This window comes from Dietzia sp. UBA5065, assembly GCA_002415925.1.
In the GTDB taxonomy this organism is placed as follows: Bacteria; Actinomycetota; Actinomycetes; order Mycobacteriales; family Mycobacteriaceae; genus Dietzia.
In genome coordinates, this window is the sequence record DIAZ01000044.1 from 9,552 (window position 1) to 33,521 (window position 23,970).

General features: G+C 71.6%; 21 protein-coding genes and 3 tRNA genes. 14 read left to right on the forward strand and 10 right to left on the reverse strand.

Going from position 1 to position 23,970, the window contains the following annotated elements; all coding sequences use genetic code 11:
- The coding region (locus tag B4M60_RS03130) for a fumarylacetoacetate hydrolase family protein (RefSeq protein WP_291080196.1) at positions 1-401 on the forward strand (401 nt) is incomplete at its 5' end.
- An 8-nt stretch (positions 402-409) separates the two neighbouring features.
- Here the strand turns inward: B4M60_RS03130 and B4M60_RS03135 are convergent.
- Entirely contained in the window at positions 410-1,540 is a 1,131-nt protein-coding gene (locus B4M60_RS03135) for an isochorismate synthase (protein WP_291080198.1), read from the reverse strand.
- A 123-nt stretch (positions 1,541-1,663) separates the two neighbouring features.
- Between B4M60_RS03135 and gltX the strand changes: the two genes are divergently transcribed.
- The 4 genes from gltX (at position 1,664) to B4M60_RS03155 (ending at position 3,666) form a co-directional block, all read left to right on the forward strand.
- Positions 1,664-3,148, forward strand: coding sequence for a glutamate--tRNA ligase (gene gltX, locus B4M60_RS03140; RefSeq protein WP_291080200.1), 1,485 nt, complete (start codon positions 1,664-1,666; stop codon positions 3,146-3,148).
- A gap of 79 nt (positions 3,149-3,227) precedes the next feature.
- Positions 3,228-3,299, forward strand: a tRNA-Gln gene (locus B4M60_RS03145).
- 58 nt (positions 3,300-3,357) lie between these two features.
- Positions 3,358-3,430, forward strand: a tRNA-Glu gene (locus B4M60_RS03150).
- Between the two features lie 160 nt (positions 3,431-3,590).
- Positions 3,591-3,666: transfer RNA gene (locus B4M60_RS03155), tRNA-Glu, on the forward strand.
- Between the two features lie 62 nt (positions 3,667-3,728).
- Here the strand turns inward: B4M60_RS03155 and B4M60_RS03160 are convergent.
- The 4 genes from B4M60_RS03160 to B4M60_RS03175 are packed head-to-tail and all read right to left on the reverse strand — an operon-like array spanning position 3,729 to position 7,700.
- Positions 3,729-4,571 (reverse strand): 3-hydroxyacyl-CoA dehydrogenase family protein, encoded by an 843-nt coding sequence (locus B4M60_RS03160; RefSeq protein ID WP_291080202.1) that lies wholly within the window; start codon positions 4,569-4,571, stop codon positions 3,729-3,731.
- Positions 4,568-5,314 (reverse strand): enoyl-CoA hydratase/isomerase family protein, encoded by a 747-nt coding sequence (locus B4M60_RS03165; protein WP_291080203.1) that lies wholly within the window; start codon positions 5,312-5,314, stop codon positions 4,568-4,570. The genes B4M60_RS03160 and B4M60_RS03165 overlap by 4 nt, the downstream gene beginning before the upstream one ends.
- Complete coding sequence (locus tag B4M60_RS03170) at positions 5,311-6,525, reverse strand: CaiB/BaiF CoA transferase family protein (RefSeq protein ID WP_291080204.1); 1,215 nt, start codon at positions 6,523-6,525, stop codon at positions 5,311-5,313. Before B4M60_RS03170 ends, B4M60_RS03165 begins: the two co-directional genes overlap by 4 nt.
- Positions 6,525-7,700: an acyl-CoA dehydrogenase family protein gene (locus tag B4M60_RS03175; protein WP_291080205.1), complete on the reverse strand. Its 1,176-nt coding sequence runs from the start codon at positions 7,698-7,700 to the stop codon at positions 6,525-6,527. Before B4M60_RS03175 ends, B4M60_RS03170 begins: the two co-directional genes overlap by 1 nt.
- A gap of 112 nt (positions 7,701-7,812) precedes the next feature.
- On the opposite strand from B4M60_RS03175, the gene B4M60_RS03180 reads away from it, so the two are divergent.
- The gene (locus B4M60_RS03180; RefSeq protein ID WP_291080206.1) at positions 7,813-8,718 is read left to right on the forward strand and encodes a LysR family transcriptional regulator; all 906 of its coding nucleotides are present in this window, start codon (positions 7,813-7,815) and stop codon (positions 8,716-8,718) included.
- 37 nt (positions 8,719-8,755) lie between these two features.
- On the opposite strand, the gene B4M60_RS03185 is transcribed toward B4M60_RS03180, so the two are convergent.
- Positions 8,756-10,498 (reverse strand): sigma-54-dependent Fis family transcriptional regulator, encoded by a 1,743-nt coding sequence (locus B4M60_RS03185; protein WP_291080208.1) that lies wholly within the window; start codon positions 10,496-10,498, stop codon positions 8,756-8,758.
- Positions 10,499-10,779: 281 nt separating this feature from the next.
- Between B4M60_RS03185 and B4M60_RS03190 the strand changes: the two genes are divergently transcribed.
- From B4M60_RS03190 to B4M60_RS03210, 5 genes are read left to right on the forward strand one after another with little or no spacing between them, the layout of a single operon-like run.
- Complete coding sequence (locus tag B4M60_RS03190; RefSeq protein WP_291080210.1) at positions 10,780-11,733, forward strand: alpha/beta hydrolase; 954 nt, start codon at positions 10,780-10,782, stop codon at positions 11,731-11,733.
- Between the two features lie 47 nt (positions 11,734-11,780).
- A complete protein-coding gene (locus B4M60_RS03195) occupies positions 11,781-13,388 on the forward strand; it encodes a flavin-containing monooxygenase (RefSeq protein ID WP_291080212.1) in 1,608 nt (535 codons plus the stop codon).
- A 40-nt stretch (positions 13,389-13,428) separates the two neighbouring features.
- Positions 13,429-14,499: an alcohol dehydrogenase gene (locus tag B4M60_RS03200; protein ID WP_291080214.1), complete on the forward strand. Its 1,071-nt coding sequence runs from the start codon at positions 13,429-13,431 to the stop codon at positions 14,497-14,499.
- On the forward strand, positions 14,496-15,866 hold the full coding sequence (locus B4M60_RS03205; protein ID WP_291080216.1) for an NAD-dependent succinate-semialdehyde dehydrogenase: 1,371 nt from the start codon (positions 14,496-14,498) through the stop codon (positions 15,864-15,866). The genes B4M60_RS03200 and B4M60_RS03205 overlap by 4 nt, the downstream gene beginning before the upstream one ends.
- Positions 15,867-15,917: 51 nt before the next feature.
- Positions 15,918-16,820: an ABC transporter substrate-binding protein gene (locus tag B4M60_RS03210; RefSeq protein ID WP_291080218.1), complete on the forward strand. Its 903-nt coding sequence runs from the start codon at positions 15,918-15,920 to the stop codon at positions 16,818-16,820.
- Between the two features lie 16 nt (positions 16,821-16,836).
- Here the strand turns inward: B4M60_RS03210 and B4M60_RS03215 are convergent, their stop codons facing one another.
- Positions 16,837-17,538 carry an IclR family transcriptional regulator gene (locus B4M60_RS03215; RefSeq protein ID WP_291080220.1) on the reverse strand — a complete coding sequence of 234 codons (702 nt, stop codon included), beginning with the start codon at positions 17,536-17,538 and terminating at the stop codon, positions 16,837-16,839.
- 69 nt (positions 17,539-17,607) lie between these two features.
- Between B4M60_RS03215 and leuC the strand changes: the two genes are divergently transcribed.
- From leuC to B4M60_RS03230, 3 genes are all read left to right on the forward strand, one after another.
- The gene (gene leuC / locus B4M60_RS03220) at positions 17,608-19,074 is read left to right on the forward strand and encodes a 3-isopropylmalate dehydratase large subunit (RefSeq protein ID WP_291080222.1); all 1,467 of its coding nucleotides are present in this window, start codon (positions 17,608-17,610) and stop codon (positions 19,072-19,074) included.
- A gap of 5 nt (positions 19,075-19,079) precedes the next feature.
- Entirely contained in the window at positions 19,080-19,676 is a 597-nt protein-coding gene (leuD, locus tag B4M60_RS03225; RefSeq protein WP_291080224.1) for a 3-isopropylmalate dehydratase small subunit, read from the forward strand.
- Between the two features lie 132 nt (positions 19,677-19,808).
- Complete coding sequence (locus tag B4M60_RS03230; protein ID WP_349679607.1) at positions 19,809-20,219, forward strand: HU family DNA-binding protein; 411 nt, start codon at positions 19,809-19,811, stop codon at positions 20,217-20,219.
- Here B4M60_RS03230 and B4M60_RS03235 read toward each other — a convergent pair.
- The 3 genes from B4M60_RS03235 to cofC are packed head-to-tail and all read right to left on the reverse strand — an operon-like array spanning position 20,205 to position 23,937.
- Entirely contained in the window at positions 20,205-21,125 is a 921-nt protein-coding gene (locus B4M60_RS03235; RefSeq protein ID WP_291080226.1) for an NUDIX hydrolase, read from the reverse strand. The genes B4M60_RS03230 and B4M60_RS03235 overlap by 15 nt on opposite strands.
- Positions 21,122-23,218, reverse strand: coding sequence for an RNA degradosome polyphosphate kinase (locus B4M60_RS03240; RefSeq protein ID WP_291080228.1), 2,097 nt, complete (start codon positions 23,216-23,218; stop codon positions 21,122-21,124). Before B4M60_RS03240 ends, B4M60_RS03235 begins: the two co-directional genes overlap by 4 nt.
- On the reverse strand, positions 23,215-23,937 hold the full coding sequence (gene cofC / locus B4M60_RS03245; RefSeq protein WP_291080230.1) for a 2-phospho-L-lactate guanylyltransferase: 723 nt from the start codon (positions 23,935-23,937) through the stop codon (positions 23,215-23,217). Before cofC ends, B4M60_RS03240 begins: the two co-directional genes overlap by 4 nt.
- Positions 23,938-23,970 lie beyond the last annotated feature (33 nt).

Sequence of the window (23,970 nt, forward strand, 5' to 3'; positions counted from 1 at the left end):
GGGCGCACGAGGTGATCCTGGGATACACGTGTGCGAACGACGTGACCGCGCGCGACCAGCAACTCTCTGACGGCCAGTGGACCCGCGGCAAGGGGTACGACACGTTCTGCCCCCTGGGCCCGTGGATCGTCACCGACCTCGACCCCAACGGCCTCGACGTGCGCACCACGCTCCACCACGCGGACGGCACCTCGGAGGTGCGCCAGGACGGCAACACCTCCCAGTTCATGCACACCGTGGGCGAGATCGTCGAGTATGTCACCAGGGTCATGACCCTGCTCCCGGGCGACGTGATCCTCACGGGCACCCCCGCCGGGGTCGGGCCGATGCTCCCCGGCGACCGCGTGACCGTGGAGATCGAGGGGATCGGGGCCCTGAGCAATCCGGTCGTCGACAGGTAGTCGGCCGGTCAGGAGGCGTTGAACGCCCGGAGCACCGTGCGGAGTTTGGCCGCGGTCTCGGCCACCTCGTCGTCGGGGTCCGAGTCGGCGACCAGCCCTCCGCCCGCCCACGCCACCGCACCGGAGCGGTCCGCGTCGATCTCGGCGCAGCGGATGGTGACCATCCAGTCGCCGTCGCCCAGGGAGTCCGCCCATCCCACGGCTCCCGCATAGAACCCACGCTCGCCCTCGAGGCCGGCGATCACCCGCCGGGCCTCGTCGGTCGGGGTGCCGCAGACGGCGGGAGTGGGGTGCACGGCCAGCGCGAGGTCGAGCGCGGTGGTGCGGGGGTCGGCGATCCGGCCCCGGATCCGGGTTCCCAGGTGCCACAGTTCGCGGGTGGACGTGAGGGACGGGTGGTCGGGAATCTCCAGGTCGCGGCACAGGGGGGCCAGGGCCGCGGCGAGCGCGTCCACCACGAAGGCGTGTTCCGAGGCGTCCTTGCCCGACTCCCGCAGGGCGCGACCGGCCGCCTGGTCCGCGGAGGGGTCGGCGGCGCGGGGTGCGGATCCGGCGAGGGGATGGCATTCCACGATGTCGCCGCGGCGGCGGACGAGCAGTTCGGGGCTCGACCCCACCAGGACCCTGCCGGCGTGGTCCCCGCCGGCCGGGGAGAGGTCGACCAGGAAGCCGTCGGCGGACGGGCTCGAGTCGATGAGCGCCGCGCAGACCGCGTGAGGATCGATCGACTCCTCGGCGACCAGTCTCACGGCGCGCGCGAGCACCACCTTGTCCAGGCCGCCGGCCCGGATCCCGGCGACGGCGGTGGCCACCCGGTCCCGGTGGACGGCGGTCGGGGGGATCTCCTCCGCCACCCGGGCCCGCGTACGGATGGACCGGAAGTAGGCGGGCGGCTCGAGGGGCCCGTCCGTGCGGACCACGATGTCCGGCTCGACCAGGGCGGCGGGCGCGTCCGGCTCGAAGCCGATCGCGCCCACGACCAGTCCGCAGGCCCCGGACCGCAGCGCCAGGGCGGCGTCCGCGGGGTCGGTGAACTCCCGGAGGGCGCCCTGCGTGCGGAGGGATCCGGTGTGGCGGGACAGGAGGAAGTCCGGTGCGGTGACAGGCCTGGCGGCGTCGGGGTGGGGCCCTGACGCCACGGCTCGCCTCCCTCGGCTCGGACGGGGGTGGCTCGCGCTCGCATCGCGGCCACGGGTACCCGCCCGATCCTAGGCCGGTCCTCGTGGGGGGTGCGAGGCGGGACCGTCACTAGGATGGTCGCCATGACCGCCTCAGACGTCCGCGTCCGCTTCTGCCCGTCTCCCACCGGCACGCCCCACGTCGGGCTCGTCCGGACGGCGCTGTTCAACTGGGCCCACGCCCGGCACACGGGAGGGACGTTCGTCTTCCGCATCGAGGACACCGACGCGGCCCGTGACTCGGAGGAGTCGTACCGTGCCCTGCTCGACGCGCTGCGGTGGTTGGGGCTGGACTGGGACGAGGGGCCCGAGGTGGGCGGACCCTACGCGCCGTACCGCCAGTCGCAGCGCCGCGACCAACACCTCGAGGTGGTGCGCCAGCTCGTGGAGGCGGGGGAGGCCTACGAGTCCTTCTCCACCGCCGAGGAGGTCGAGGCCAGGCACCGCGCGGCCGGGCGGGATCCCAAGCTCGGGTACGACGGCTACGACCGCGACCTCACCGAGGAGCAGAAGCAGGCCTACCGGGACGAGGGGCGCGGCGCCGTCGTCCGCCTGCGGATGCCGGACGAGGACCTGGCGTGGGACGACCTCGTCCGCGGGGAGACGGTGTTCAAGGCGGGCACGGTCCCGGACTTCGCGCTCACCCGCGGCAACGGGATCCCGCTGTACACCCTGGTCAATCCCGTGGACGACGCGCTGATGAAGATCACCCACGTCCTTCGTGGCGAGGATCTCCTCAGCTCCACGCCGCGGCAGATCGCCCTGTATCGCGCGCTCATGCGGATCGGCGTGGCCGACAGGGTGCCCGAGTTCGGCCACCTGCCGTTCGTCATGGGAGACGGCAACAAGAAGCTCTCCAAGCGGGACCCCGAGTCGGACCTCTTCCTGCACCGCGACCGCGGCATGCTCCCCGAGGGGCTGCTCAACTACCTGGCCCTGCTGGGCTGGGGACTGTCCGACGACCGTGACGTGTTCTCCCTCCGGGAGATGGTGGCCGCGTTCGACATCCGGAAGGTCAACGCCAACCCGGCGCGTTTCGACCAGAAGAAGGCCGACGCGATCAACGCCGAGCACATCCGGCAGCTCCCTCCGGAGGAGTTCGCGCGGCGCCTTCGGGAGTTCCTCGTGGAGCACCCGTCCGAGGACGGGCTGACGCTCCCGGCGGACCTGGACGGTGACCGCTGGGCGGTGGTGGCGGAGTTGCTGCAGACCCGCATCGTGGTCCTGTCCGACGCGTGGGACCTCATCCGCTTCCTCGTGGTCGACGAGGCCACGTTCTCCGTCGACCCGCAGTCGGCGGCCAAGAACCTCAAGGCGGAGGCCCGCCAGGTGGTCGACGCCGCCGTCGCGGCACTGGAGCCGCTGGAGGAGTGGACGACGCCCGCGATCGAGTCGGCGCTGTCGGGGGCGCTCGTGGACACTCTGGGGATCAAGCCGCGGAAGGCCTATGGCCCGGTCCGCGTCGCGGTGACCGGATCGCACATTTCCCCGCCGCTGTTCGAGTCGATCGAACTGCTTGGCCGCGAGGCCACGATCGCTCGTCTGCGGTCCGCTCCGATCGCCGAGTGACAGGGCGATTTGCTATTCACCCTCGGTGATTTGATAGTCTCTTCGAGGCGCCCCGCGAGGGGCGGAAAAGTGAATACAGTGGCCTATGGTGTAATTGGCAACACAGCGGTTTCTGGTACCGTCGTTCTAGGTTCGAGTCCTGGTAGGCCAGCTGAGCGTTCATGGAACGTTCGCACAGTGGATCCCCCCGGGGGGATCCGCGTCCTCGGGCCCCCGTCGTCTAGCGGCCTAGGACGCCGCCCTCTCACGGCGGTAGCGTGGGTTCGAATCCCATCGGGGGTACGACAGAGAAGGCCCGGAGCATCCGCTCCGGGCCTTCTCCCGTGTTCCGCCCCGGCGCGACGGCCGACCCGCGATTTGGGGGTTGGGGAACGACCGGCTAGTGTGATGAAGCCCGGAACGCGGAGCCCGATCGGCTCTCGTGTCACGGGTGAGCGAACAGGCCCCCGTCGTCTAGCGGCCTAGGACGCCGCCCTCTCACGGCGGTAGCGTGGGTTCGAATCCCATCGGGGGTACCACAGACCGAGACCCCCCGACTTCGATCGAAGTCGGGGGGTCTCGTCGTCTCCGGGGTGCGGGGTCACCAGGAGAAGAATCCCCGGCCGGTCTTCTTCCCGAGATCGCCGGCGGCCACCTTGTCCCGCAGGATCCGGGGCGGGGCGAACCGTGGGCCGAGGCGCTCTTCCAGGTACTCCGCGATGGCCAGCCGCACGTCCAGTCCGACGAGGTCGGTGGTGCGCAGCGGGCCCATCGGGTGCCGGTAACCCAGCTCCATGGCGGTGTCGACGTCCCCGGCCGAGGCCACACCCTCCTCGACCATGCGCATGGCCTCCAGCGCCAGCATGACCCCGAGACGGGACGAGGCGAACCCGGGGGAGTCGGTCACCGAGACGGCCGTCTTGCCGAGGCCACCCACCCAGGTCCGGGCGCGCTCGACGAGCGCGGGATCGGTCTTCCCGCCCACCACGATCTCCACCAGCGCGCTGGCGGGCACCGGGTTGAAGAAGTGGAGGCCGACGAGACGCTCCGGCCTGGCCAGCGACCCGGCGAGGTCGTCGATCGACAGGCTGGAGGTGTTGGTGCCGATCCACGCGTCGGGCGCGGCGGCCTCGATGGCGGCGAGGACCCCCGCCTTGAGGGCCGGGCTCTCGGGTACCGCCTCCACCACGAGCTCGCATCCTTCCAGCGCCGAGGGGTCATCGGACACCTCCACGCGGGCCAGGAGCTCGGCCGGATCGCGGTCGAGGTGCCCGCGCTCGGAGGCCGTGGTCACCGAGGCGGCGAGTCGGGCCCGTGCGGCCGAGGCGGCCTCTCCCGTCGCCTCGATGACGGTCACCCTGGATCCGGCGGCGAGGAAGGCGTAGGCGATACCTGCTCCCATGCGTCCTCCGCCGTAGACGCCGACGCGTTCTGGCACGGTCATTTCTTCCTCTTCTCCAGGAAGGCGGTCATCCGCTCCTCCTTCTCCTCGGTCTCGAACAGCACGGCCTGGGTCAGGTCGTCGATGTAGGGGTGGGCCTCCCGCGGGGCGTGGAACGCCGCCTTGGTCAACCGCACCGCCAGCGCGGACTGCCGGGAGATGCGATCCGCCCAGCGCCCTCCGGCGGCGAGGAGCTCCTCGGGTTCCACGAGTTCGCTGACCAGCCGCATCGCCAACGCCTCGTCGCCGCTGAGGACGCGTCCCGCCAGCAGTATCTCCTTGGCCAGGGGCTCGCCGACCAGCTCGCCCAGGCGCCAGGTCGCCCCCGCGGCCGCGAGGATGCCCAGCCCGGGCTCCGGGTTGCCCATCCGCAGCCGGGGTGTCCCGATCCGGAGGTCGCAGGCGTAGGCGAGCTCGGCCCCACCGCCGAGGGCGTGGCCGTCCAGGAGCCCGATGACCGGCATCGGCAGCCGCCGGATGCGGTCGAACAACCCCGAGTTGATGCCGCGGAGGGCGTCCTCCCGGCGCCGGTGGCGAAGCTGGGCGATGTCCGCACCGGCGGCGAACACCCCGCCCTTGCCTCCGAGCAGCAGGATGCGAGGGTCACGTTCGAGCATGTCGCACACCCGGTGCAGCTCGTCGACCATCGCCTGGTCGATGGCGTTGCGCGCCTCCGGGCGGTCGAGTAGGACCACCACCCGGTCGGGGAGCAGGTCGACGTCGAGGACGGTGAACCCCCCGGTCATGACCGTGCCCCCCGGCGGACGTCGACGTGGGCCTGGAAGGCCACGCCGTTCGCCAGGGCGGACTCGACGGCCGCCGCGTCCAGGCCGGATTCCGCCAGCAGACGGCGGGTGTGTTCACCGTGCGCGGGAACCGCGCCCATCGGGGCCTCGACGTCGGAGAAGGTCCCGGGGGGCAGCAGCGCCCGCACGGTTCCGTTCTCGATCTGGATCTCCCGCCAGCGGTCGCGCGCGCGGAGCTGCTCGTGGTCCACGACGTGCGCGAGGTCCCGGAGCCTGGCCGCCGGGACCCCGGCCGCGGAGAGCCGGTGCTCCAGGTCGGCCGTCGACCACCGTCGTGTCAGGCGGGCGACCTCGGTGTCGCACTCGGCCCGGTGGGCGACCCGGTCGACGTTGGTGAGGAACCGTGGGTCCACGGCGAGCTCGGGGGCGCCGAGGACCTCGGTGACCAGCGAGCGCCACCCGGAGTCGGTCTGGACCCCGATGAGGATCTCGCCGTCGGCGGTGGGGTAGCGGTCGTAGGGGGCGATCGCGCTGTGTCCCACGCCCCGTCGTTCCGGCTGCCGGCCGGTCGCCAGCTGGGTGTAGAGGGCGTGGCCCATCCACTCGACCGTGGCCTCCAGCATCGAGACCTCGATGGTGGCCCCCTCTCCGGTGTGCGCCCGGCGCAGCAGGGCTGCGAGAATCGACTGCGCGAGGTACATCCCGGAGGCGATGTCCGCGGTGGGGATGCCGGTCTTGGCCGGGTGCTCGGGGGTGCCGGTGAGCGAGATGAGGCCCGAATCGGCCTGGATCAGCATGTCGTAGGCCTTCCGCGAGCCCAGGGGCCCGCCGGATCCGTACCCGGAGAGCGAGGCCACGATCAACCCGGGGCGCTCCGCCCTCAGGGTCGGGGCGTCCACGCCGAGGCGGGTGGCGGCGCCCGGTGCGAGGCTCTCGACCACCACGTCGGCGCCGGCCACCAGGCGGGTGGCCGCGTCCCGTCCCTCCTCGCTCTTCAGGTCGACGGCCAGGGACTCCTTGCCCCGGTTGAGCCAGACGAAATGCGCCCCGGTCCCGTTGACCACGTGGTCGTAGCCCCGGGCGAGGTCGCCCCCGTCGACCCGCTCCACCTTGATGACCCGGGCGCCGAGGTCGGCGAGGTTCCGGGTGGCCAGTGGCGCCGCCACGGCCTGCTCGAAGGCGACGACCGTGATTCCCTCCAGCGGCAGCATCACAACGCCCTCTTCGCGGCCCGGACCAGCCCGCCGCCCACGATGAGGCGCTGGATCTCGCTCGTCCCCTCGTAGAGGCGGAGCAGGCGGACGTCGCGGTAGAGCCTCTCGACGGGCACATCTCGCATGTAGCCGGTGCCACCATGGACCTGGACCGCGAGGTCGGCGGCCTTGCCGGCCATCTCCGTGCAGAACAGCTTCGCCGCAGAGGGGGCGATGCGCCGGTCCTGGTCGGTGACCCACAGCCGGGCCGCCTCCCGCACCATCGCCCGGCCGGCCATGACGCCGGTCTGGATGTCGGCGATCATCGCCTGGACGAGCTGGAAGTCGCCGACGACGGTTCCGCCCTGGGTGGCGGTGACCGCGTGGGCGACGGCCTCGTCGAGGGCCCGCTGGGCGCATCCGACGGCGAGGGCCGCGACGTGGATCCGGCCCCGGGCGAGCGAGGTCATCGCGGCCCGGTACCCGGATGCCGCATCGCCGCCCACGAGGGACTCCGGGCCGACCCGCACACCCGAGAAGGTCACGGTCGCCGTCCGGGAGCCCTCCTGGCCCATCTTCGCGTCCTTGGGGCCCACCTCGACGCCCGGAGCGTCGGCGGGAACGAGGAAGACCGCGATCGTGCCGTCGCCCCCGTCGGTGGCGGGGATCCTGGCGAAGACGACGAAGAGGTCGGCGATGGTGGCGTTGGTGATGAACTGCTTCGCGCCGTCGATCACGAAGTCCTCGCCGTCGGGACGCGCGCTCGTGCGCAGGCCCGCGGGGTTGGAGCCCGCACCCGGCTCGGTGAGGGCGAAGGAGGCCACGACGTCCCCGGAGGCGATCCCCGGGAGCCACCGCTCCTGCTGCCCGGTGGTCCCGAATCCCACCAGAACCTGGCCGGCGATGCCGTTGTTGGTGCCGAACATCGAGCGGAACGACAGGCTGGTGTACCCCAGCTCCATCGCGAGCTCGACGTCCTGGACGAGGTCGAGCCCGAGCCCTCCCCACTCGTCCGGGATCGCGAAGCCGAACAGACCCATGTCCGCGGCCTGCTCGCGCAGGTCCTCGGGGATGGAGTCTGTCGCCATGATCTCGGACTCGCGCGGGACCACGCGGGTGCGGACGAAGTTGCTGATCTTACTGAGGACCTCGGCGAAGACGTCGTCGGGGACCGCTGGGTTTCCGGTGTACATGTGTGACACTCTCCACACCGGATTGATACGAGTCCAATACTTTTTGCCGCGACGATGATACCTTGGGGGCATCACCGCTGGCGGGCTGCGCCAGCGAGAGGGGAAGGCGACCATGGACGTCGCGCAGATCCGCGCCTTTCTGGCCGTGGCCGAGGAGCTGCACTTCCGGCGTGCGGCCGAGCGGCTCCACATGTCCCAACCACCGCTCACCCGGACGATCCAGGCGCTGGAGAGGGAACTCGGGACGACCCTGTTCGACCGGAGCACGCGAGCGGTGGAGCTCACCCCCTCCGGAGCCGCCCTGATCGGCCCGGCCCGCGAGGTCCTCCGCGCGCTGCGGCGCGCCGAGGAGGCGACTCGCTCCGCGGCGCGCGGGGAGACCGGGCGGGTTCGACTCGCGTTCGCGGGGGTGTCGAGCTACGAGCTGGTCGCCGAACTCGCGCGGCGGGTGCGGTCGGACAGGCCCGGGATCGAACTGGCGCTGGCGAGTCAGACCTACGCCCAGCCCGCGCTCCGCCTGCTGATGTCCGGGGACGTCGACGTGGCCCTGGGTCGCTGGGACGTGATCCCGGCAGGCCTGGACAGTCGGGTGGTGGAGCGCGACGGGCTCATCTGGGCGCTGCCGGCGACCCATCGACTGGCGGGCGACGCGGAGGTGCCCGCTGCCGAGCTGGCGGACCTGAGGTTGATCTCCCTGCCCGAACACCAGGGGTCCGTTCTCGTGGATCGGGCGCGCCGGTTGGCGCAGGCGGCGCGGGTCGTCCCGGATTTCGCGCAGGTCGCCCCGGACACGCAGACCGCGCTCGCCCTCGTGAGCGCCGAGGTGGGCGCCCACCTCACCCTGGGGTCCGTGGCGCGCAGGGTCGTCGATCCCCACATCCGCTACGTACCCCCAGTGGAGGACGAGGTGGCGGTCATGCCCGATGTCCACCTCCGGGCCGCCTGGAGAGGCCGCGAGGCGAACCCGGCGGTGAAGACCGTCCTCGACCTGCTCTCCGAGCTCACGGGGGAGTGCTAGGCCTGCTCGACAGGACCCGGGGACCGGTCGGGAGTCCTCACGCGGACAGGCTGTCCTGGTCGATCCGGAGTTCGCGCAACTTGCGATAGAGGGTGGTGCGGCCGATGCCGAGGAGCGCCGCCGCCGCCGATCGGTTGCCGCCGCTCTCGCGCAGGGCCGCGACGATCTCCGTGCGTTGCACGGACTCGATGCGGCTCAGTCGCCGACGTTCTGCGGCCTCCCACATCCTCTCGGGAAGGTGGAACGGCTCGACCGTCCGTCCCGGGAACTCGTCGGCGAGGTCGAGGAGCACGCGGCGGAACTCCGCGACGTTTCCCGGCCAGTGCCACCGCAGTAGCGCCTGGTGGGTGGCCGCGGACAGGACCGGCCTCAGGGGGGCGTCGAGTTCGCCCAGGATCGCCTCGGCCAGCCGCGGAAGCTCTCCCTGCCGGGACGAGAGGGCCGGAACGGCGAGCGGGGTGCCCCATCGGCCCAGTTCCTCGCCGAGGTCGTCGGGAGAGCGTTCGGGGTCGACGGTCGCCACCAGGCGTGCACCGGGCGTACGTTCCGCGGCGTCCCGGAGGAGCCCGGGCACTGCTCGCTCGGCGGTCGGCAGTTCCTCCAACCGTCTGACGATCACGGCACCACCGGAGTCGAGACCGCTCAACGCGGCACCCAGCTCGGGGCCGTCCGTTCGGAGCCGCGCGGCGGACACCACCACGGGCTCGGGGTGTCCGTTGTGCCGGAGAAGCTGCCGCGCCGCGTGATACCGCCCCGACCCGGCGGGTCCGGTGACGAGAACTGGGCCGGTCGTGTGGCCGGCGGGCGACACGGTGGCGGTCGCGCCGTGCGAGGCCGGGCGGCCGCGAAGGCGCGGCGCGCCACGGTCGAGGATCTCCACGGCGAACGCCGGCCGATCGTGGTCGCCCAGGGGGTGCGTGATGAGGCGCATCGGGGAGCCGTCGAGTTCGAGCTCCAGAAGCCGTCGGCCGTGGCCGGGGGCACCGGTGACCAGCGCCTCCCACAACTGCGCATGCGCCTCGGTGCTGAGGAGGGACGCCCCCGAGACGCTGGCGATCACCGTCTCGGCGTCGAGCACCACGACGGGGCCACGGCCGCGTGCTCGCCGATACGCCCCGACCAGCGCCGAGTCCCGCAGGAGCTCGCCCGAGGACAGTTGCTCCGAGATCGCCCGGGCCCCCTCGCGGGTCAGGGCGAGCATCATCCGTTCGGCGCTGTCGGCGGGCGCCGCGAGCGACAGTGAGCCCATCGCCCGTCCGGTGATCGGGTGGGGGATCGGTACCCCCGCGCAGGCCAATCCCTCCAGTGCCTCGTTGAAGTGCTCGGGGCCCCGCACGAAGACCGAGGTGTTCTCCTCGATCGGGGTACCCAGCCCGTTGGTACCGATGGTCGTCTCGAAGAAGAGGAACCCCTCGGCGGCGCACGCCCGGTCGAAGCGTCCACGATCTCCGGGGTCGGCGATCCGGCGGTCCACGACCTGGCCGCCGGCGTCCGCCAGGAATATCGCGGTTCCCAGATCCTGGACCGTCGACGCGAGTCGGTCGAGGATCGGGCGCGCAGCGCGTCTGAGCTCACTGTCCGGGTCGACCTCGTCGCGGTAGAGGAACTCGCCGGATCCCCGGGCCGCACCCGCGCTGATCGACCGGCGCCAGCTGCGGTCGATCTCGGCGAGCAGCCACTCCGGGGCCGGACCCGCATCGCTGAGGGACCCGGCGCGGATGAGCGCCTCCTTGGCTGACCGGATCTCCTCCACACTGACGCCCGGACGATCGACCGTCATGGCGCGACCAGCCCTGATGTTCTCGCCATGACGCCATTATGTGCCACCCGTCACACCGGTGTCACCCGGTGTCGGGAGGCCGCCGTTGCCGGATCGGGAGGCATTGTTGCGGCCGCGGCATCACCGCATGTGGGGTGGCTCACGTCGTCGCTTTCGGCCGGTCCCGTTGTCAGAGCCGGGGCCGGTGTTCCGAAACGGCACACTTTCGGACCGGCGGCCGATCCTAGTGTTCTGCATCACACCCCCGGGAGGTGCCCGGGACCGGAAGGAAGGACGCCGCCATGACCACCGAGCAGGCAACCACCGAGCAGGCAACCACCGAGCAGGCCACCACCACACAGGCCGCCACCGAGAACGATCCGCTGAAGGACCTCTACACCGACTGGTCCGAGATCCTCGCCACCACCGAGGGCCTCACCGTCCGTCTGTTCCGCAGCATCTTCGACGAGTGGCACCAGCCCACGGCCGAGCCGACGGACGTCACCTACGAGGAGGGCGTCGTCGGCGGGGTCCCCGGCATCTGGTGCCGCCCCGTCGGTTCCGATGCCGGACAGGTCCTGCTGTACACCCACGGTGGTGGCTTCTCCGTGGGATCGGCGTCGAGCCACCGCAAGCTCGCGGCCCACGTCGCCAAGGCCCTCGGGGTCCAGTCCTTCGTGCTCGACTACCGTCTCGCTCCCGAGCACCCGCATCCCGCCGGGCTCGAGGACGCAGTCTCGGTCTTCCACGGCCTGGTCGACTCCGGCATCTCCCCGCAGGCCATCACCACCATCGGTGACTCCGCCGGCGGCAACCTCGCCGTGGCCACCGCCCTCGCGCTGAAGGAGCGGGGTGGCCCGCTGCCCGGCGCGGTGATCGCGTTCTCCCCGTGGCTCGACATGGAGAACAAGGGCGTGACCCTGGAGACCAACGACGCCACCGACGCGCTCATCACCCGCGGGCTCCTCGAGGGCATGATCGCCGGCGTCCTGGGCGACTCGGTCGACCCCACCACGCCGCTGGCCAACCCGCTCTACGCGGACTTCACCGGCTTCCCCCGCCTGTACATCACCGCCGGTTCGGTCGAGTCGCTACTGGACAACGCGACCCGACTGCACGACTTGGCCACGGCGGCCGGGGTCGACTCCACGCTCTCCATCGGCGAGGGCCAGCAGCACGTCTACCCCTTCAACGCGGGCAGGACCCGGGCCGCCGACGACGAGATCGCCGCCGTCGCCGCCTGGTACGCCCGCTGACCATCCACCACCGACCACCACAGACCAGACCCACCCAGGAGGACACCATGACCACCCCGATCCGCGCCGCTGCGCCCACCGCCGACCCGACCGACACCGACTTCGACGCCGTCGTGGTGGGCGCGGGCTTCGCCGGCCTCTACTCGCTCCACAAGCTCCGCAACGAGCAGGGCCTGCGGGTCCGCGTCCTGGAGAAGGGCTCCGGGGTGGGCGGGACCTGGTTCTTCAACCGCTACCCGGGCGCGAAGTCCGACACCGAGAGCTTTGTCTACCGGTACTCGTTCGACGACGACCTGCTGCGCGAGTACGACTGGACCACGCGGTACCTCGAGCAGGAGGACATCCTCGCGTACATCCACCATGTGGTCGAGCGCTACGACCTCATGAAGGACATCCGGCTCGACACCGAGGTGACCGGGGCGGCGTGGGACGAGTCGCGCGACCGCTGGACCGTGCGCACCGCCGCCGGCGAGGAGTTCACCTGCACGTACCTCGTCAACGGCCTGGGGCTGCTCGCCAAGACCAACATGCCGGACATCCCCGGGATGGACCACTTCGAGGGCAGGCTGGTCCACACCAACGCCTGGCCCGAGGACCTGGACGTCGCCGGGAAGAGGGTCGGTGTGATCGGGACCGGCTCCACCGGCACCCAGTTCATCATCGCGGCCGCGAAGACGGCCGAGAACCTCACGGTGTTCCAGCGGTCGCCGCAGTACTGTGTCCCGTCGGGCAACGGCCCCGTCGACCCGGCGGAGGTGGCGTCGGTCGCGTTCGGGTTCGAGGAGAGCGCGATCGAGGCCGGAAGCGTGACGGAAGAGCAGCGCCGGCAGGTGTTCCAGCAGGCGTGGGACCGGGGCAACGGATTCCACTTCATGTTCGGCACGTTCAGCGACATCGCCACGAACCCCGAGGCGAACGAGGCGGCGGCGACGTTCATCCGGTCGAAGATCGCGGAGATCGTCGAGGATCCGGAGACGGCGCGCGCCCTCACCCCGACGGAGCCCTACGCCAAGCGGCCCCTGTGCAACGAGGGCTACTACGAGACGTTCAACCGGGACAACGTCTCGCTCGTCCCGGTGAAGGAGAACCCGATCGTCCGGATCACCCCGAGGGGTGTGCGGACGGCGGACGGCGTCGAGCACGAGGTCGACATCCTGGTGTTCGCGACCGGCTTCGACGCGGTGGACGGCAACTACCGCGCCATGGACCTGCGGGGCCGCGGTGGCCTGCACATCAACGAGCACTGGGCCGACGCCCCGACCAGCTACCTCGGGATCACGACCGCGAACTTCCCGAACATGTTCATGATCCTCGGCCCGAACGGGCCCTTCACCAACCTCCTGCCCAGCATCGAGACGCAGGTGGAGTACGTCGCCGAGCTGATCGAGAGCGCCGTCGCGCGCGGCCGGGCGGTGGTCGAGGCGACGAGCGAGGCGGAGACGGGGTGGACCGCCACCTGCGAGGAGATCGCGCACATGACGCTCTTCCCCAAGACGGCCTCGTGGATCTTCGGCGCCAACATCCCGGGCAAGAAGCGGACCGTCATGTTCTTCCTGGGCGGCCTCGGCATGTACCGGCAGATCCTGGCGGACGTCCGCGAGAACGGCTACCGGGGCCTGCGGATCACCGAGCCGGCCCGAGCCGCCGTCGCCTGACGCGCCGACCCCGACCACCCCCACCGAGAAGCGAGGAACCATGCGAGCGTTCGCCATCACCGAGCCCGGCGACCCGACCCTGTCGGACATCGAGCTCCCCACCCCCGATCCGACCGGCACCGAGGTCCGGTTGCGGGTCCTGCGCTCGGGGGTCTGCCACACCGATACCCATCTCCGCGAGGGCTACTACGACCTGGGTGGCCGGGGGAGGATGCACCTCACCGACAGGGGCGTGCCGTACCCGCTCGTGATGGGTCACGAGATCGTGGGCGTGGTGGAGGCGGTCGGCCCCGACGCGAGCGGCGCCGAGGTCGGGCGGACACGGCTGGTCTATCCGTGGACGGGGTGCGGTGAGTGCGCGGTCTGCGAGGCCGGCCGGGAGAACGCCTGCCCGCGGGGACGCAACATCGGGGTCGCCCGTTCCGGGGGGTACGCCGAGCAGGTCGTGGTTCCGCATCCGCGCTACCTGGTGGACGTCGAGGGGCTGGACCCGAGCTGGGCCGCGACCATCGCGTGTTCGGGCCTGACCGCGTACAGCGCGGCGAAGAAGGTCCTCCCGCGGCCGGCCGACGAGCCCGTCGTGGTGATCGGGGTCGGCGGTGTGGGGCTCACCGCGGTGGCCACGCTCCACGCCCTGGGGCATCGCGCGATCGTGGCGGTGGACGTGTCGGACGCGAACCTCGCCGCCGCGCGTGAGCTGGGGGCGACCGGGACGGTCCGCTCGGACGGTGACGGCACCCGCGACCTGCTCCTCGAGGCCACCGGCGGACCGGTCGGGGCGGTGGTCGACTTCGTCAACAACGGACCGACGGCCTCGCTGGCCTTCGACGTGCTGGCCAAGGGCGGCCACATGGTCCAGGTGGGTCTGTTCGGCGGGGAGATCACGATCCCCACGGCGCTGCTGGCCCTGAAGATGCTCACGATCGAGGGAAGCTTCGTGGGAACCCTCGACGAGATGCGTGAGGCCGTCGATCTGGCGCGGCGGGGAGCGATCCCCGGGATCCCGGTGACGGAGGCCGCCCTGGACCTGGCGGGCGTGGTCGACTCCCTCGACAGACTGGTCCGCGGCGGGGTCACCGGCCGCATCGTGCTGAAAGGACAGGACACATGAGCAGATACGCCACCACCGACCCCCGCACCGGGGAGATCGTCGCCCGCTACGACGCGGTCAGCGACGCCGAGGTCGACGCCGCCGTCGGTCGGGCCGACGAGGCCTACCGCGACTGGCGCCGGACGGAGGTGTCCGAGCGCGCGGCGGTCCTGCAACGCGTCGCGGACCTCTACCGCGAGCGGAAGCAGGAGCTCGCCGAGCTGATGACCCTCGAGATGGGCAAGCCGGTGACCCAGGCCCTCGGCGAGGTCGACCTGGCCGCACGGATCTACGAGTACTACGCCACGACGGCCCGGGGGTTCCTCGAGGAGGAGGTGCTCGACATCTCCGGACCGGGGCGGGCGGTGGTGCGGACCGAGGCCATCGGCGCCCTGCTCGGGATCATGCCGTGGAACTTCCCGTACTACCAGGTCGCCCGGTTCGTCGCCCCGAACCTGTTGTTGGGGAACACCATCCTGCTCAAGCACGCCCGCAATTGCCCGCAGGAGGCGCTGGTGATGGAGGAGATCCTCCTCGCCGCCGGCGCGCCGGTAGGGGTCTACCAGAACCTCTTCGCCACCAGCGGGCAGCTGGGCCGGGTCATCGCGCACCCCGCGATCCGGGGCGTCTCGCTGACCGGGTCGGAGAAGGCCGGGGAGGCCGTGGGCAGGCAGGCGGGGGAGAACCTCAAGAAGTGCGTCCTGGAGCTGGGAGGGTCGGATCCCCTCATCGTGCTCGGGGACGCGGATGTCACCGCGACGGCGTCCGCGGCCGCCACCGGGCGCTTCGCCAACGCCGGCCAGGCCTGCACCTCGTCCAAGCGGATCCTCGTCGAGGACCCCGTGTGGGACGAGTTCCTGGCGGCCTTCCTCGACAAGGCCCGGCAGTGGACGCTGGGCGACCCGGCGGACCCGGCCACGCGGATGGGACCCATGTCGTCGGCCGAGGCACGCTCCGAGCTGGCCGAGCAGGTGGCGGACGCGGTGGCGAAGGGTGCCACCGTCCATCTCGGCGGAGAGGTCCCCGAGGGCGAGGGCGCCTACTACCCGGCGACGGTCCTCACCGACGTCACCCCGGACATGAGGGCCTACCGCGAGGAGCTGTTCGGCCCGGTGGCGGTCGTGCACCGCGTCGCCTCGGCCGACGAGGCGGTGGAGATCGCCAACGACAGCCCGTTCGGGCTCGGTGCCGCGGTGTTCGGGGGCGACCCCGCCCGCGTCCAGGACGTGGCGGAGCGTCTGGAATCCGGGATGGTCGGCATCAACACCACCATCAAGAGCGCTCCCGACATGCCCTTCGGCGGGGTCAAGACCTCGGGCGTCGGGCGGGAGTTGGGACGGTTCGGCCTGGACGAGTTCTCCAACAAGAAGCTGGTCCACCGGGTCTGACCCCCCGGGCGGGTGGCCGCGGCCCGGAGTGGCCGCGATTAGACTCACACCGTGCCGCGGTCACCCCTGTCCTCCCCGGGGCCGTCCCGCCCCGCCGCCGGCCCCGACCGCCGTACGCTGCTGCGTGCCGCGGTCGGGGTCGGTCTCGGTCTCGTGGGGCTCACCGCGTGCGGGACGGGCGGGGACCCCACGACGACGAGCCCGACGGTCTCGACGAGCGACCCGCTCGCGCCCCCCAGTCCGATCCGTACCCCCACCCCCGACTCGCCGGTCCGGCGCGTGATCACGCTCTCGTCCGCCGACCTCGACGTCCTGCTCGCCCTCGGGCGGGAACCGGTGGCCGCCTGGGCGGCGGACGGGACGGGGCGCAGGCCCTGGCGGGACCACGCCGCACCGCCCGCACCCGACTGGGGTGGTCCGGGCCTGCCGAGCCTGCGCTCGCTGCTGCCGTTCGGGGTCGACGGGTTCGCCCTCGCCGCCGCCGACCCCACCGAGGCCCAGCTCCGCGGGTTCGAACAGCTCGCGGCCGTGATGGTGGACCCCGCCGGCCGGCCGGGATGGCGCCGTCACCTCGATCTGGTGGCCGACGCGGTGGGGCGCGATCCGGACCCGGCGGCGGAGGCCGCCGAGGAGGCGCTCGACGCGTGGACCCGGGGACAGCGCAGGTTGGGGGTGGAGGCCCTCGTCGTCGTCGTGGGTACGGGCGCGCTCCCCGACACCCCGGTGGCCACGCTCGACGGACGGTCCCCGTTCGGACGCGAGATCCGCGGGCTGGGACTCGACGTGGTGTCCTACCCAGACCCGAGGCCGTACCGCGACCTGCGGCGCTCCGGGGTCCAGGTGGTGCGGGTGGATCCGCGCGACGTGGACCTCGTGGCGGCGGTCCGCCAGCCCAGCGTGAGCAGCCTGCCGTGGGCCCTCGGGCGACTGGTGGAGGGGCGGCGGCCGGCCTGAGATCCGCGACCGGGCGTCACAACCGCTTGTGGATCGCCTCCGCGGCGGCGAGCAGGTCGGCGGCCCAGCGGACACCGGGGCGGCGACCGATCCGGTCCACCGGACCCGAGACCGAGATCGCGGCCACGACGGTGCCTCCCGCATCCCTGATGGGTGCCGAGATCGAGGCGACGCCGGCCTCGCGCTCGGCGACCGACTGGGCCCACCCGCGGCGGCGCACCTCGGCGAGCTGGCGCTCGGTGTACGCGGCGTCCACGAGCAGCGCGCGCTGGGTGGCCGCATCGGCCCATGCGGCCAGCACCTTGGCGCCGGACCCCCGGGTCATGGGCAGGACCGCGCCCACGGGGACGGTGTCCCGCAGTCCCGTGAGGGGTTCCGCCGACGCCACGCAGATCCGCCGGTCGCCGTCGCGGCGGTAGACCTGAACGCTCTCCTCGGTGGCCTCCCGCAGCCGGGGCAGGACCGACGAGGCGGCGTCGACGAGCGAGTCCGACGCGTGCGCGGCGAGCGAGGCCAGGCCCGGACCGAGGCTCCACACGCCGGCGTCGTCACGGGAGAGGAGCTGGTGGATCTCCAGACCCACGGCCAGCCGGTGGGCGGTGGCGCGGGGGAGTCCGGTGCGTTCGCAGAGCTCGGAGAGGACGCACGGTTGCTCGGCCACGGCGTGGAGCACCGTCATCGCTTTGTCGAGGACCCCGATCCCGCTATACTGTCTCACAGTTCGACTATAGCGTCCTACATGCTGAGAATCTATCGGTTCCGGCCCGGGATGTGGACTGGAGGCGTGATGAGTGAGACAGCGACCGGCGGCGCCCGGCCCCGGACCCTGGCCGAGAAGGTCTGGGACCACCACGTGGTGGCCAAGGGTGAGGGCGAGGGCGAGTCCCGCGAACCGGACCTCATCTACATCGATCTCCACCTGGTCCACGAGGTGACCAGCCCGCAGGCGTTCGACGGTCTCCGGCTGGCGGGCCGCGGCCTCCGCCGGCCCGATCTGACGCTGGCCACGGAGGACCACAACGTGCCGACCGACATCGTCGGTGGCGCGGTGGACCTCATCGCCGACCGGGTCTCGCGGACCCAGATCGAGACCCTGCGGCGCAACTGCGAGGAGTTCGGCGTCCGGCTCTACCCGATGGGCGACCGGGAGCAGGGGATCGTCCACATCATCGGCCCCCAACTCGGCCTCACCCAGCCGGGCATGACCGTGGTGTGCGGGGACTCGCACACGTCCACGCACGGCGCCTTCGGCGCCATCGCCATGGGGATCGGCACCTCCGAGGTCGAGCACGTCATGGCCACCCAGACGCTCTCGCTCCGGCCGTTCAAGACCATGGCGGTGACGGTCACCGGGGAGCTGCAGCCCGGCGTCTCCGCCAAGGACCTCATCCTCGCGGTCATCACCCAGATCGGGACGGGCGGCGGGCAGGGTCACATCATCGAGTACCGCGGGGAGGCCATCGAGAAGCTCTCGATGGAGGCCCGGATGACCATCTGCAACATGAGCATCGAGGCGGGTGCCCGCGCCGGCATGATCGCCCCGGATCAGACCACCTACGACTACCTCGAGGGCCGTCCGCACGCGCCGACCGGCGCGGAGTGGGACGCCGCCGTCGAGTACTGGGACGGCCTGAGGACCGACGACGACGCGGTGTTCGACACCGAGGTCGTGATCGACGGCTCCGCGCTCACCCCGTTCGTCACCTGGGGAACCAACCCCGGGCAGGGCGCGCCGCTCGGTGCGTCGGTCCCGCACCCCGACTCCTTCACGGACGAGAGCGATCGCGTCGCCGCCGAGGGTGCGCTGGACTACATGGGCCTCGAGGCGGGCACCCCGCTCCGGGACGTCCCCGTCGACGTGGTGTTCGTGGGCTCCTGCACCAACGGCCGGATCGAGGACCTGCGGACCGTCGCCCGGGTCATCGAGGGTCGCGAGGTCGCCGAGGGCGTCCGGATGCTCGTCGTGCCCGGATCCATGAGGGTGCGGCAGCAGGCGGAGGAGGAGGGCCTGGGCGAGATCTTCACCGCGTTCGGGGCCGAGTGGCGCCAGCCGGGCTGCTCCATGTGTCTCGGGATGAACCCGGACTCCCTGCTGCCGGGCCAGCGCTGCGCCTCGACCTCCAACAGGAACTTCGAGGGCCGCCAGGGCAAGGGTGCCCGCACCCATCTCGTGAGCCCGGCGGTCGCCGCGGCCACCGCCGTCGTCGGGCGCCTCGCCTCGCCGGCCGATCTCGAGCCCGTGAAGGGGGCCTGACCACCATGGAGCCGATCACCACCCACACCGGCATCGGGGCCCCGCTCCACCGGTCCAACGTGGACACCGACCAGATCATCCCGGCGGAGTACCTCAAGCGCGTCACGCGCACCGGGTTCGAGGACGGTCTGTTCTCGTCCTGGCGCGCCAAGGAGCCCGACTTCGTGCTCAACCGCCCGCCCTACGACCACGCCTCGGTGCTCGTCGCGGGCCCCGACTTCGGAACCGGGTCGTCCCGGGAGCACGCGGTCTGGGCGCTGATGGACTTCGGCTTCCGCGTGGTGATCTCCTCCCGCTTCGCCGACATCTTCCGCGGCAACTCCGGCAAGTCCGGACTGGTGGCCGCCCGGGTCGACCAGCAGGACGTCGAACTGCTCTGGAAGATCATGGACGAGCGACCTGGAATCGAGTTGACCGTCGATCTGGGCACGCGCACGGTGACCGCCGGCGACGTCACGGTCCCGTTCGACATCGACGACTACACGCGGTGGAGGCTCATGGAGGGGCTCGACGACATCGGGCTCACTCTGCGTAAGGCCGACGCCATCTCGGACTTCGAGGAGCGACGACCGGCCTTCGCGCCGGTCACCACCCCCCGCTGAGGGGTCCTCGTGTGAATTCGCGGAGTATGGTCCGCAGTCGCCGAGGGATACGGCCAACGTGGGAGTATACTTATGTTGGTTGTGGCCGGGACGTCGACCCGGTCCGTGTATCCACCCGGAAGGGGACCCCACGTGAACAAGGCGGACCTGATCACAGAACTGGCGGACCGGATGGGCGGTGACCACCAGCTGGCCACCGAGGCCTTGGAGAACACCCTCGACATCATCGTGCGGGCCGTGGCCTCGGGGGAGTCCATCACCATCATGGGTTTCGGGATCTTCGAGAAGAGAGCCCGCGCGGCCCGGGTCGCCCGGAACCCGCACACCGGCGAGTCCATCCCCGTCCCGCCCACGTATTCTCCCGCGTTCCGGCCGGGGCAGTACTTCAAATCCGTGGTCCAGGGGACGGAGACTCTGCCGGAGGGGCGTCTCGCGGCCAAGCGGTCCAGCTCGCACCAGGCCTTCGGCGGGCTGCGGGCCAACGGCGTCGACCATCGCGAGAATGTGGTGGGTTCTGCGGTGGCGGGTTCAGCGCAGCGGTAGCGGGCTCGGGTAGTAGTCGGCGTAGACCAGCGTCTCGCCGTCGAACCCCAGCCCCCACGCGCCGGCCTTCTTGGTGGAGGTGTCCCCCACGTCGAGGCCGGCCAGGTCGGCCAGGTCGCCGACCATCCCGGGGATGGCGGTCCCCTGCGAGCCCACCGCCGCGACGCCCTTTCCGGCGGCGAGGTCGATGAGACGGGCCCGGGCGGCGGCGGGATCGTCGAGGTACGCCTCGTCGGTGAGCGCGGGCTCGACTGCGATCGTCACGCCGAGTTCCTCCGCCAACGGTGCCAGCGTCTGCTCGCACCGCACCCTGGGCGCGCTGTGCACGCGGCGGGCGCCGAACGCCCGGAGCATGGGCACCAGCATCTCCGCCTGGGCCCGCCCCGTCTTGTCGAGGGGGCGGAGCGCGTCGTTGCCACTCCACTCGGAGCGGCTCCCCGCCTTGGCGTGCCGGACCAGCAGGAGGACCGAGCGGGCCGGGGGGGCCTCGGCGAAGCGGGTGAGGACCTTCCGATCCAGCGCGTACGTCACGGTCCTCTTGGCCTCCTCGACGGACAGCCAGCGGATCTCGTCCACCTCGGAGTTCGCCTCGAACGCACCGCCGCGGGCGAGCGCCGACCAGTAGGTCACCTCCTTCCGGGTGTTCTCCTTGAGCGGGTACGCGGTGGTCCCGATCCTGGACTGCAGGACGGCCGTGAAGCCGGTCTCCTCGGCGATCTCCCGCACGGCCGTCACGGCCAGCGACTCGCCCGCGTCGACCTTGCCCTTGGGCAGAGACCAGTCGTCGTACCGCGGTCGGTGGACCACCGCGCACCGCGGGGCGTCGCCGTCCATGCGATAGAGGACGGCGCCCGCGGCGGGGACCACCCGGACGCGGGGCCTGCCTCCGTTCACCGCCCTGCTCATCGGTTCCGGAACCCCGCGTGGACGGCCGCCATGCGTTCCTGGTGATCGACCGACTCGGCCCAGGACTCCTCCGCGGGCATCCTCGCCCACGATGCGTCGGGCCGGAGGTGGAAACTCCGGGTGGACGGGTCGAGGGCGGAGTCGAAGATGCGGTGGACCTGCCCCTTGAGCCGGGGGTCGGTGACCGTGGTCATCACCTCGACGCGGCGGTCGAGGTTCCGGTGCATCATGTCGGCGCTGCCGATCAGCACCTCGTCGGCGCCACGGAAATGCAGGATCCGGGAGTGCTCGAGGAACCGTCCCAGGATCGAGCGGACGTGGATGTTCTCGCTGAGCCCGGCGACCCCGGCGCGGAGGGCGCAGATGCCGCGGACCACCACGTCCACGGGGACGCCGGACTGGGACGCGCGGTAGAGGGCGTCGATGATCTGCTCGTCGACCAGGGCGTTGGCCTTGAGCCGGATCCCCGCCTGGCGGCCCTCGGCCGCGAACGCGATCTCGCGGTCGATCCGCTCGATGATCCCCGAACGGATGCCCTCCGGGGCGACCAGGAGCCGTCGGTACTTGGACACGTTGGAGAACCCGGTGAGATGGTTGAAGAGGTCCGTCAGGTCCGAGACCACGTCCTCGTCCGCGGTGAACAGGCCCACGTCCTCGTACAGACGGGCCGTCTTGGGGTTGTAGTTCCCGGTGCCGATGTGGGCGTACCGCTGGAGTCGGTCGCCCTCCTTGCGCACCACCAGGCAGGTCTTGCAGTGGGTCTTGAGACCGAGCAGGCCGTACACCACGTGGACGCCCGCCTTCTCCAGCTCGCGGGCCCACCTGATGTTGTTCTGCTCGTCGAATCTGGCCTTGATCTCCACCAGCGCGACCACCTGCTTGCCCGCCGCCGCGGCGTCGACCAGGGCGTTGACGATGGGGGAGTCGCCCGAGGTCCGGTACAGGGTCTGCTTGATGGCCAGCACGTTCTCGTCCGCCGCGGCCTGCTCGATGAACCTCTGCACGGTGGTGGCGAACGAGTCATAGGGGTGCTCGACCAGGACGTCCCCCTCCTGCAGCGAGGCGAAGATGCTCCGGGCGGTCTCCCGCTCGCCGAAGGCCGGCGGGGTGGCCGGGACCATCGGCGGATCCTTGAGGTCGGGAACGTCCAGGCCGTGGACCTGCCACAGCCCGGTGAGGTCCAGCAGCCCCGAGAACCGGATCACGTCCTCCGGCTCGACGTCGAGTTCGTGCTGCAGGATGCGGAGCATCCGCGGGGTCATGTTCTCCGCGATCTCCAGGCGCACCGCGGAACCGAAGCGGCGCCGGGCGAGCTCACGTTCGAGGGCCTGGAGCAGATCCTCGTCACGATCCTCCTCGACCTCCATGTCCGCGTTGCGGGTCACACGGAAGACGTGGTGCTCGACGATCTCCATGCCCTGGAAGAGATCTCCGAGGTGAGCCGCGATGATCTCCTCCGCCGGGACGAACGCGTACTCGTCCTCGTGGCCACGGTCCACCCTCACGAACCGGGGGACGTTGTGGGGGATCTTGACCCGCGCGAAATGCTCCTGCCCCGATCCGATGTCCCTGATGATGACGGCCAGGTTGAGGCTCAGGCCGGAGATGTAGGGGAACGGGTGCGCCGGGTCCACCGCGAGGGGGGTGAGCACCGGGAAGATCGAGTTGCGGAACAACTCCGCGAGGGAGAACCGCTCGTCCGCGGTGAGGTCGCTCCAGGGCAGGATCCGGATCCCGTTCCGCTCGAGCTCGGGACGGATCTCGTCGTGGAACAACCGGGTCTGCTCGTTGCACAGTTCCCGCGTGCGGACGCTGATCCGGCCGAGTTGCTCGGCGGGCGTCTGCCCGTCGGCCGACCGGACCGACAGGCCCGTCTTGTCGCGGCGCTTGAGCCCGGCCACGCGGACCATGTAGAACTCGTCGAGGTTCGAGGCGAAGATCGCCAGGAATTTGGCGCGCTCGAGCAGCGGCAGGTCCTTCTCGCCGGCCAGCGCCAGGACGCGGGCGTTGAAGTCGAGCCAGCTGAGTTCTCGGTTGAGGTAACGGTCACGGGGCCGGGGGAGCTGTTCGTGGGCTGGCTCGTCTGGGGTCACGGGACCATTGTGGCCGATACCGCGGTGACGCGGGCATCGTGTGCCCCGGACCCCGCCCGCAGAGTCGTGGCGGTGGCCCCGCCCACGGATCTGCCGGTCAGCCCCACGAGATCCTCGGGGGTGTCGACATCCCGTCCTGCGGCTCCGGTCGGGTCGGCGTGCCGCAGCGAGACCGCCCCGCCCTCACGGAGGTGCCGGGCGGCGGAATCCGCACCGAAGCGGGGGGTCCGGAACCGCGCCGGACCGGTCCAGAACGCCATCGTCGTCCCGGCACCCTGGCGGTCCGGGACCACCGAGTGGGGGTGCCGGGCGGCGGCGGCGAGGATGCCCGCGAGGAGATCCGGGCGCAGTTCGGGAAGGTCGGCGGTCACCACCCCCACGGGTCCCGGCAGGTTGCGGATCGCCGAGGCCAGGGCGGTGTTGAGCGGGTCGAGTTCGGGTCCCCCGGCGGGGGCCTGGGGTTCGGCGACGAAATCGAGGCCGAGCTGCCGCGCGAGTGCCTCCACGGCGGGGTCGGAGGTGACCACCCTGACCCGCGAGACTCCCGGCGTGGCGGCGCAGGCCCGCAGGACGTCGGTCGCCATGGCCAGGACGAGCTCCCGTCGACCGGCGGGGGGCAGCGCGCGGGACAGGCGGCTCTTGGCACGGCCGAGGGCCTTGACGGGGACGACCAGTGTCCACCCGCCGCCCGGGGTCTCGAGATCCGCCGCTGTTCCCATTGCAGGACATCCTGCCAGCCCGGCCTCGGAGGC

Coding starts and splice junctions, on each gene's coding strand:
- gltX (WP_291080200.1), top strand. CDS start 1,664: ATGACCGCCTCAGACGTCCGCGTCCGCTTCTGCCCGTCTCCCACCGGC.
- B4M60_RS03160 (WP_291080202.1), bottom strand. CDS start 4,571: ATGACCGTGCCAGAACGCGTCGGCGTCTACGGCGGAGGACGCATGGGA.
- B4M60_RS03165 (WP_291080203.1), bottom strand. CDS start 5,314: ATGACCGGGGGGTTCACCGTCCTCGACGTCGACCTGCTCCCCGACCGG.
- B4M60_RS03170 (WP_291080204.1), bottom strand. CDS start 6,525: ATGCTGCCGCTGGAGGGAATCACGGTCGTCGCCTTCGAGCAGGCCGTG.
- B4M60_RS03175 (WP_291080205.1), bottom strand. CDS start 7,700: ATGTACACCGGAAACCCAGCGGTCCCCGACGACGTCTTCGCCGAGGTC.
- B4M60_RS03180 (WP_291080206.1), top strand. CDS start 7,813: ATGGACGTCGCGCAGATCCGCGCCTTTCTGGCCGTGGCCGAGGAGCTG.
- B4M60_RS03185 (WP_291080208.1), bottom strand. CDS start 10,498: ATGACGGTCGATCGTCCGGGCGTCAGTGTGGAGGAGATCCGGTCAGCC.
- B4M60_RS03190 (WP_291080210.1), top strand. CDS start 10,780: ATGACCACCGAGCAGGCAACCACCGAGCAGGCAACCACCGAGCAGGCC.
- B4M60_RS03195 (WP_291080212.1), top strand. CDS start 11,781: ATGACCACCCCGATCCGCGCCGCTGCGCCCACCGCCGACCCGACCGAC.
- B4M60_RS03200 (WP_291080214.1), top strand. CDS start 13,429: ATGCGAGCGTTCGCCATCACCGAGCCCGGCGACCCGACCCTGTCGGAC.
- B4M60_RS03205 (WP_291080216.1), top strand. CDS start 14,496: ATGAGCAGATACGCCACCACCGACCCCCGCACCGGGGAGATCGTCGCC.
- leuC (WP_291080222.1), top strand. CDS start 17,608: ATGAGTGAGACAGCGACCGGCGGCGCCCGGCCCCGGACCCTGGCCGAG.
- leuD (WP_291080224.1), top strand. CDS start 19,080: ATGGAGCCGATCACCACCCACACCGGCATCGGGGCCCCGCTCCACCGG.
- B4M60_RS03235 (WP_291080226.1), bottom strand. CDS start 21,125: ATGAGCAGGGCGGTGAACGGAGGCAGGCCCCGCGTCCGGGTGGTCCCC.
- cofC (WP_291080230.1), bottom strand. CDS start 23,937: ATGGGAACAGCGGCGGATCTCGAGACCCCGGGCGGCGGGTGGACACTG.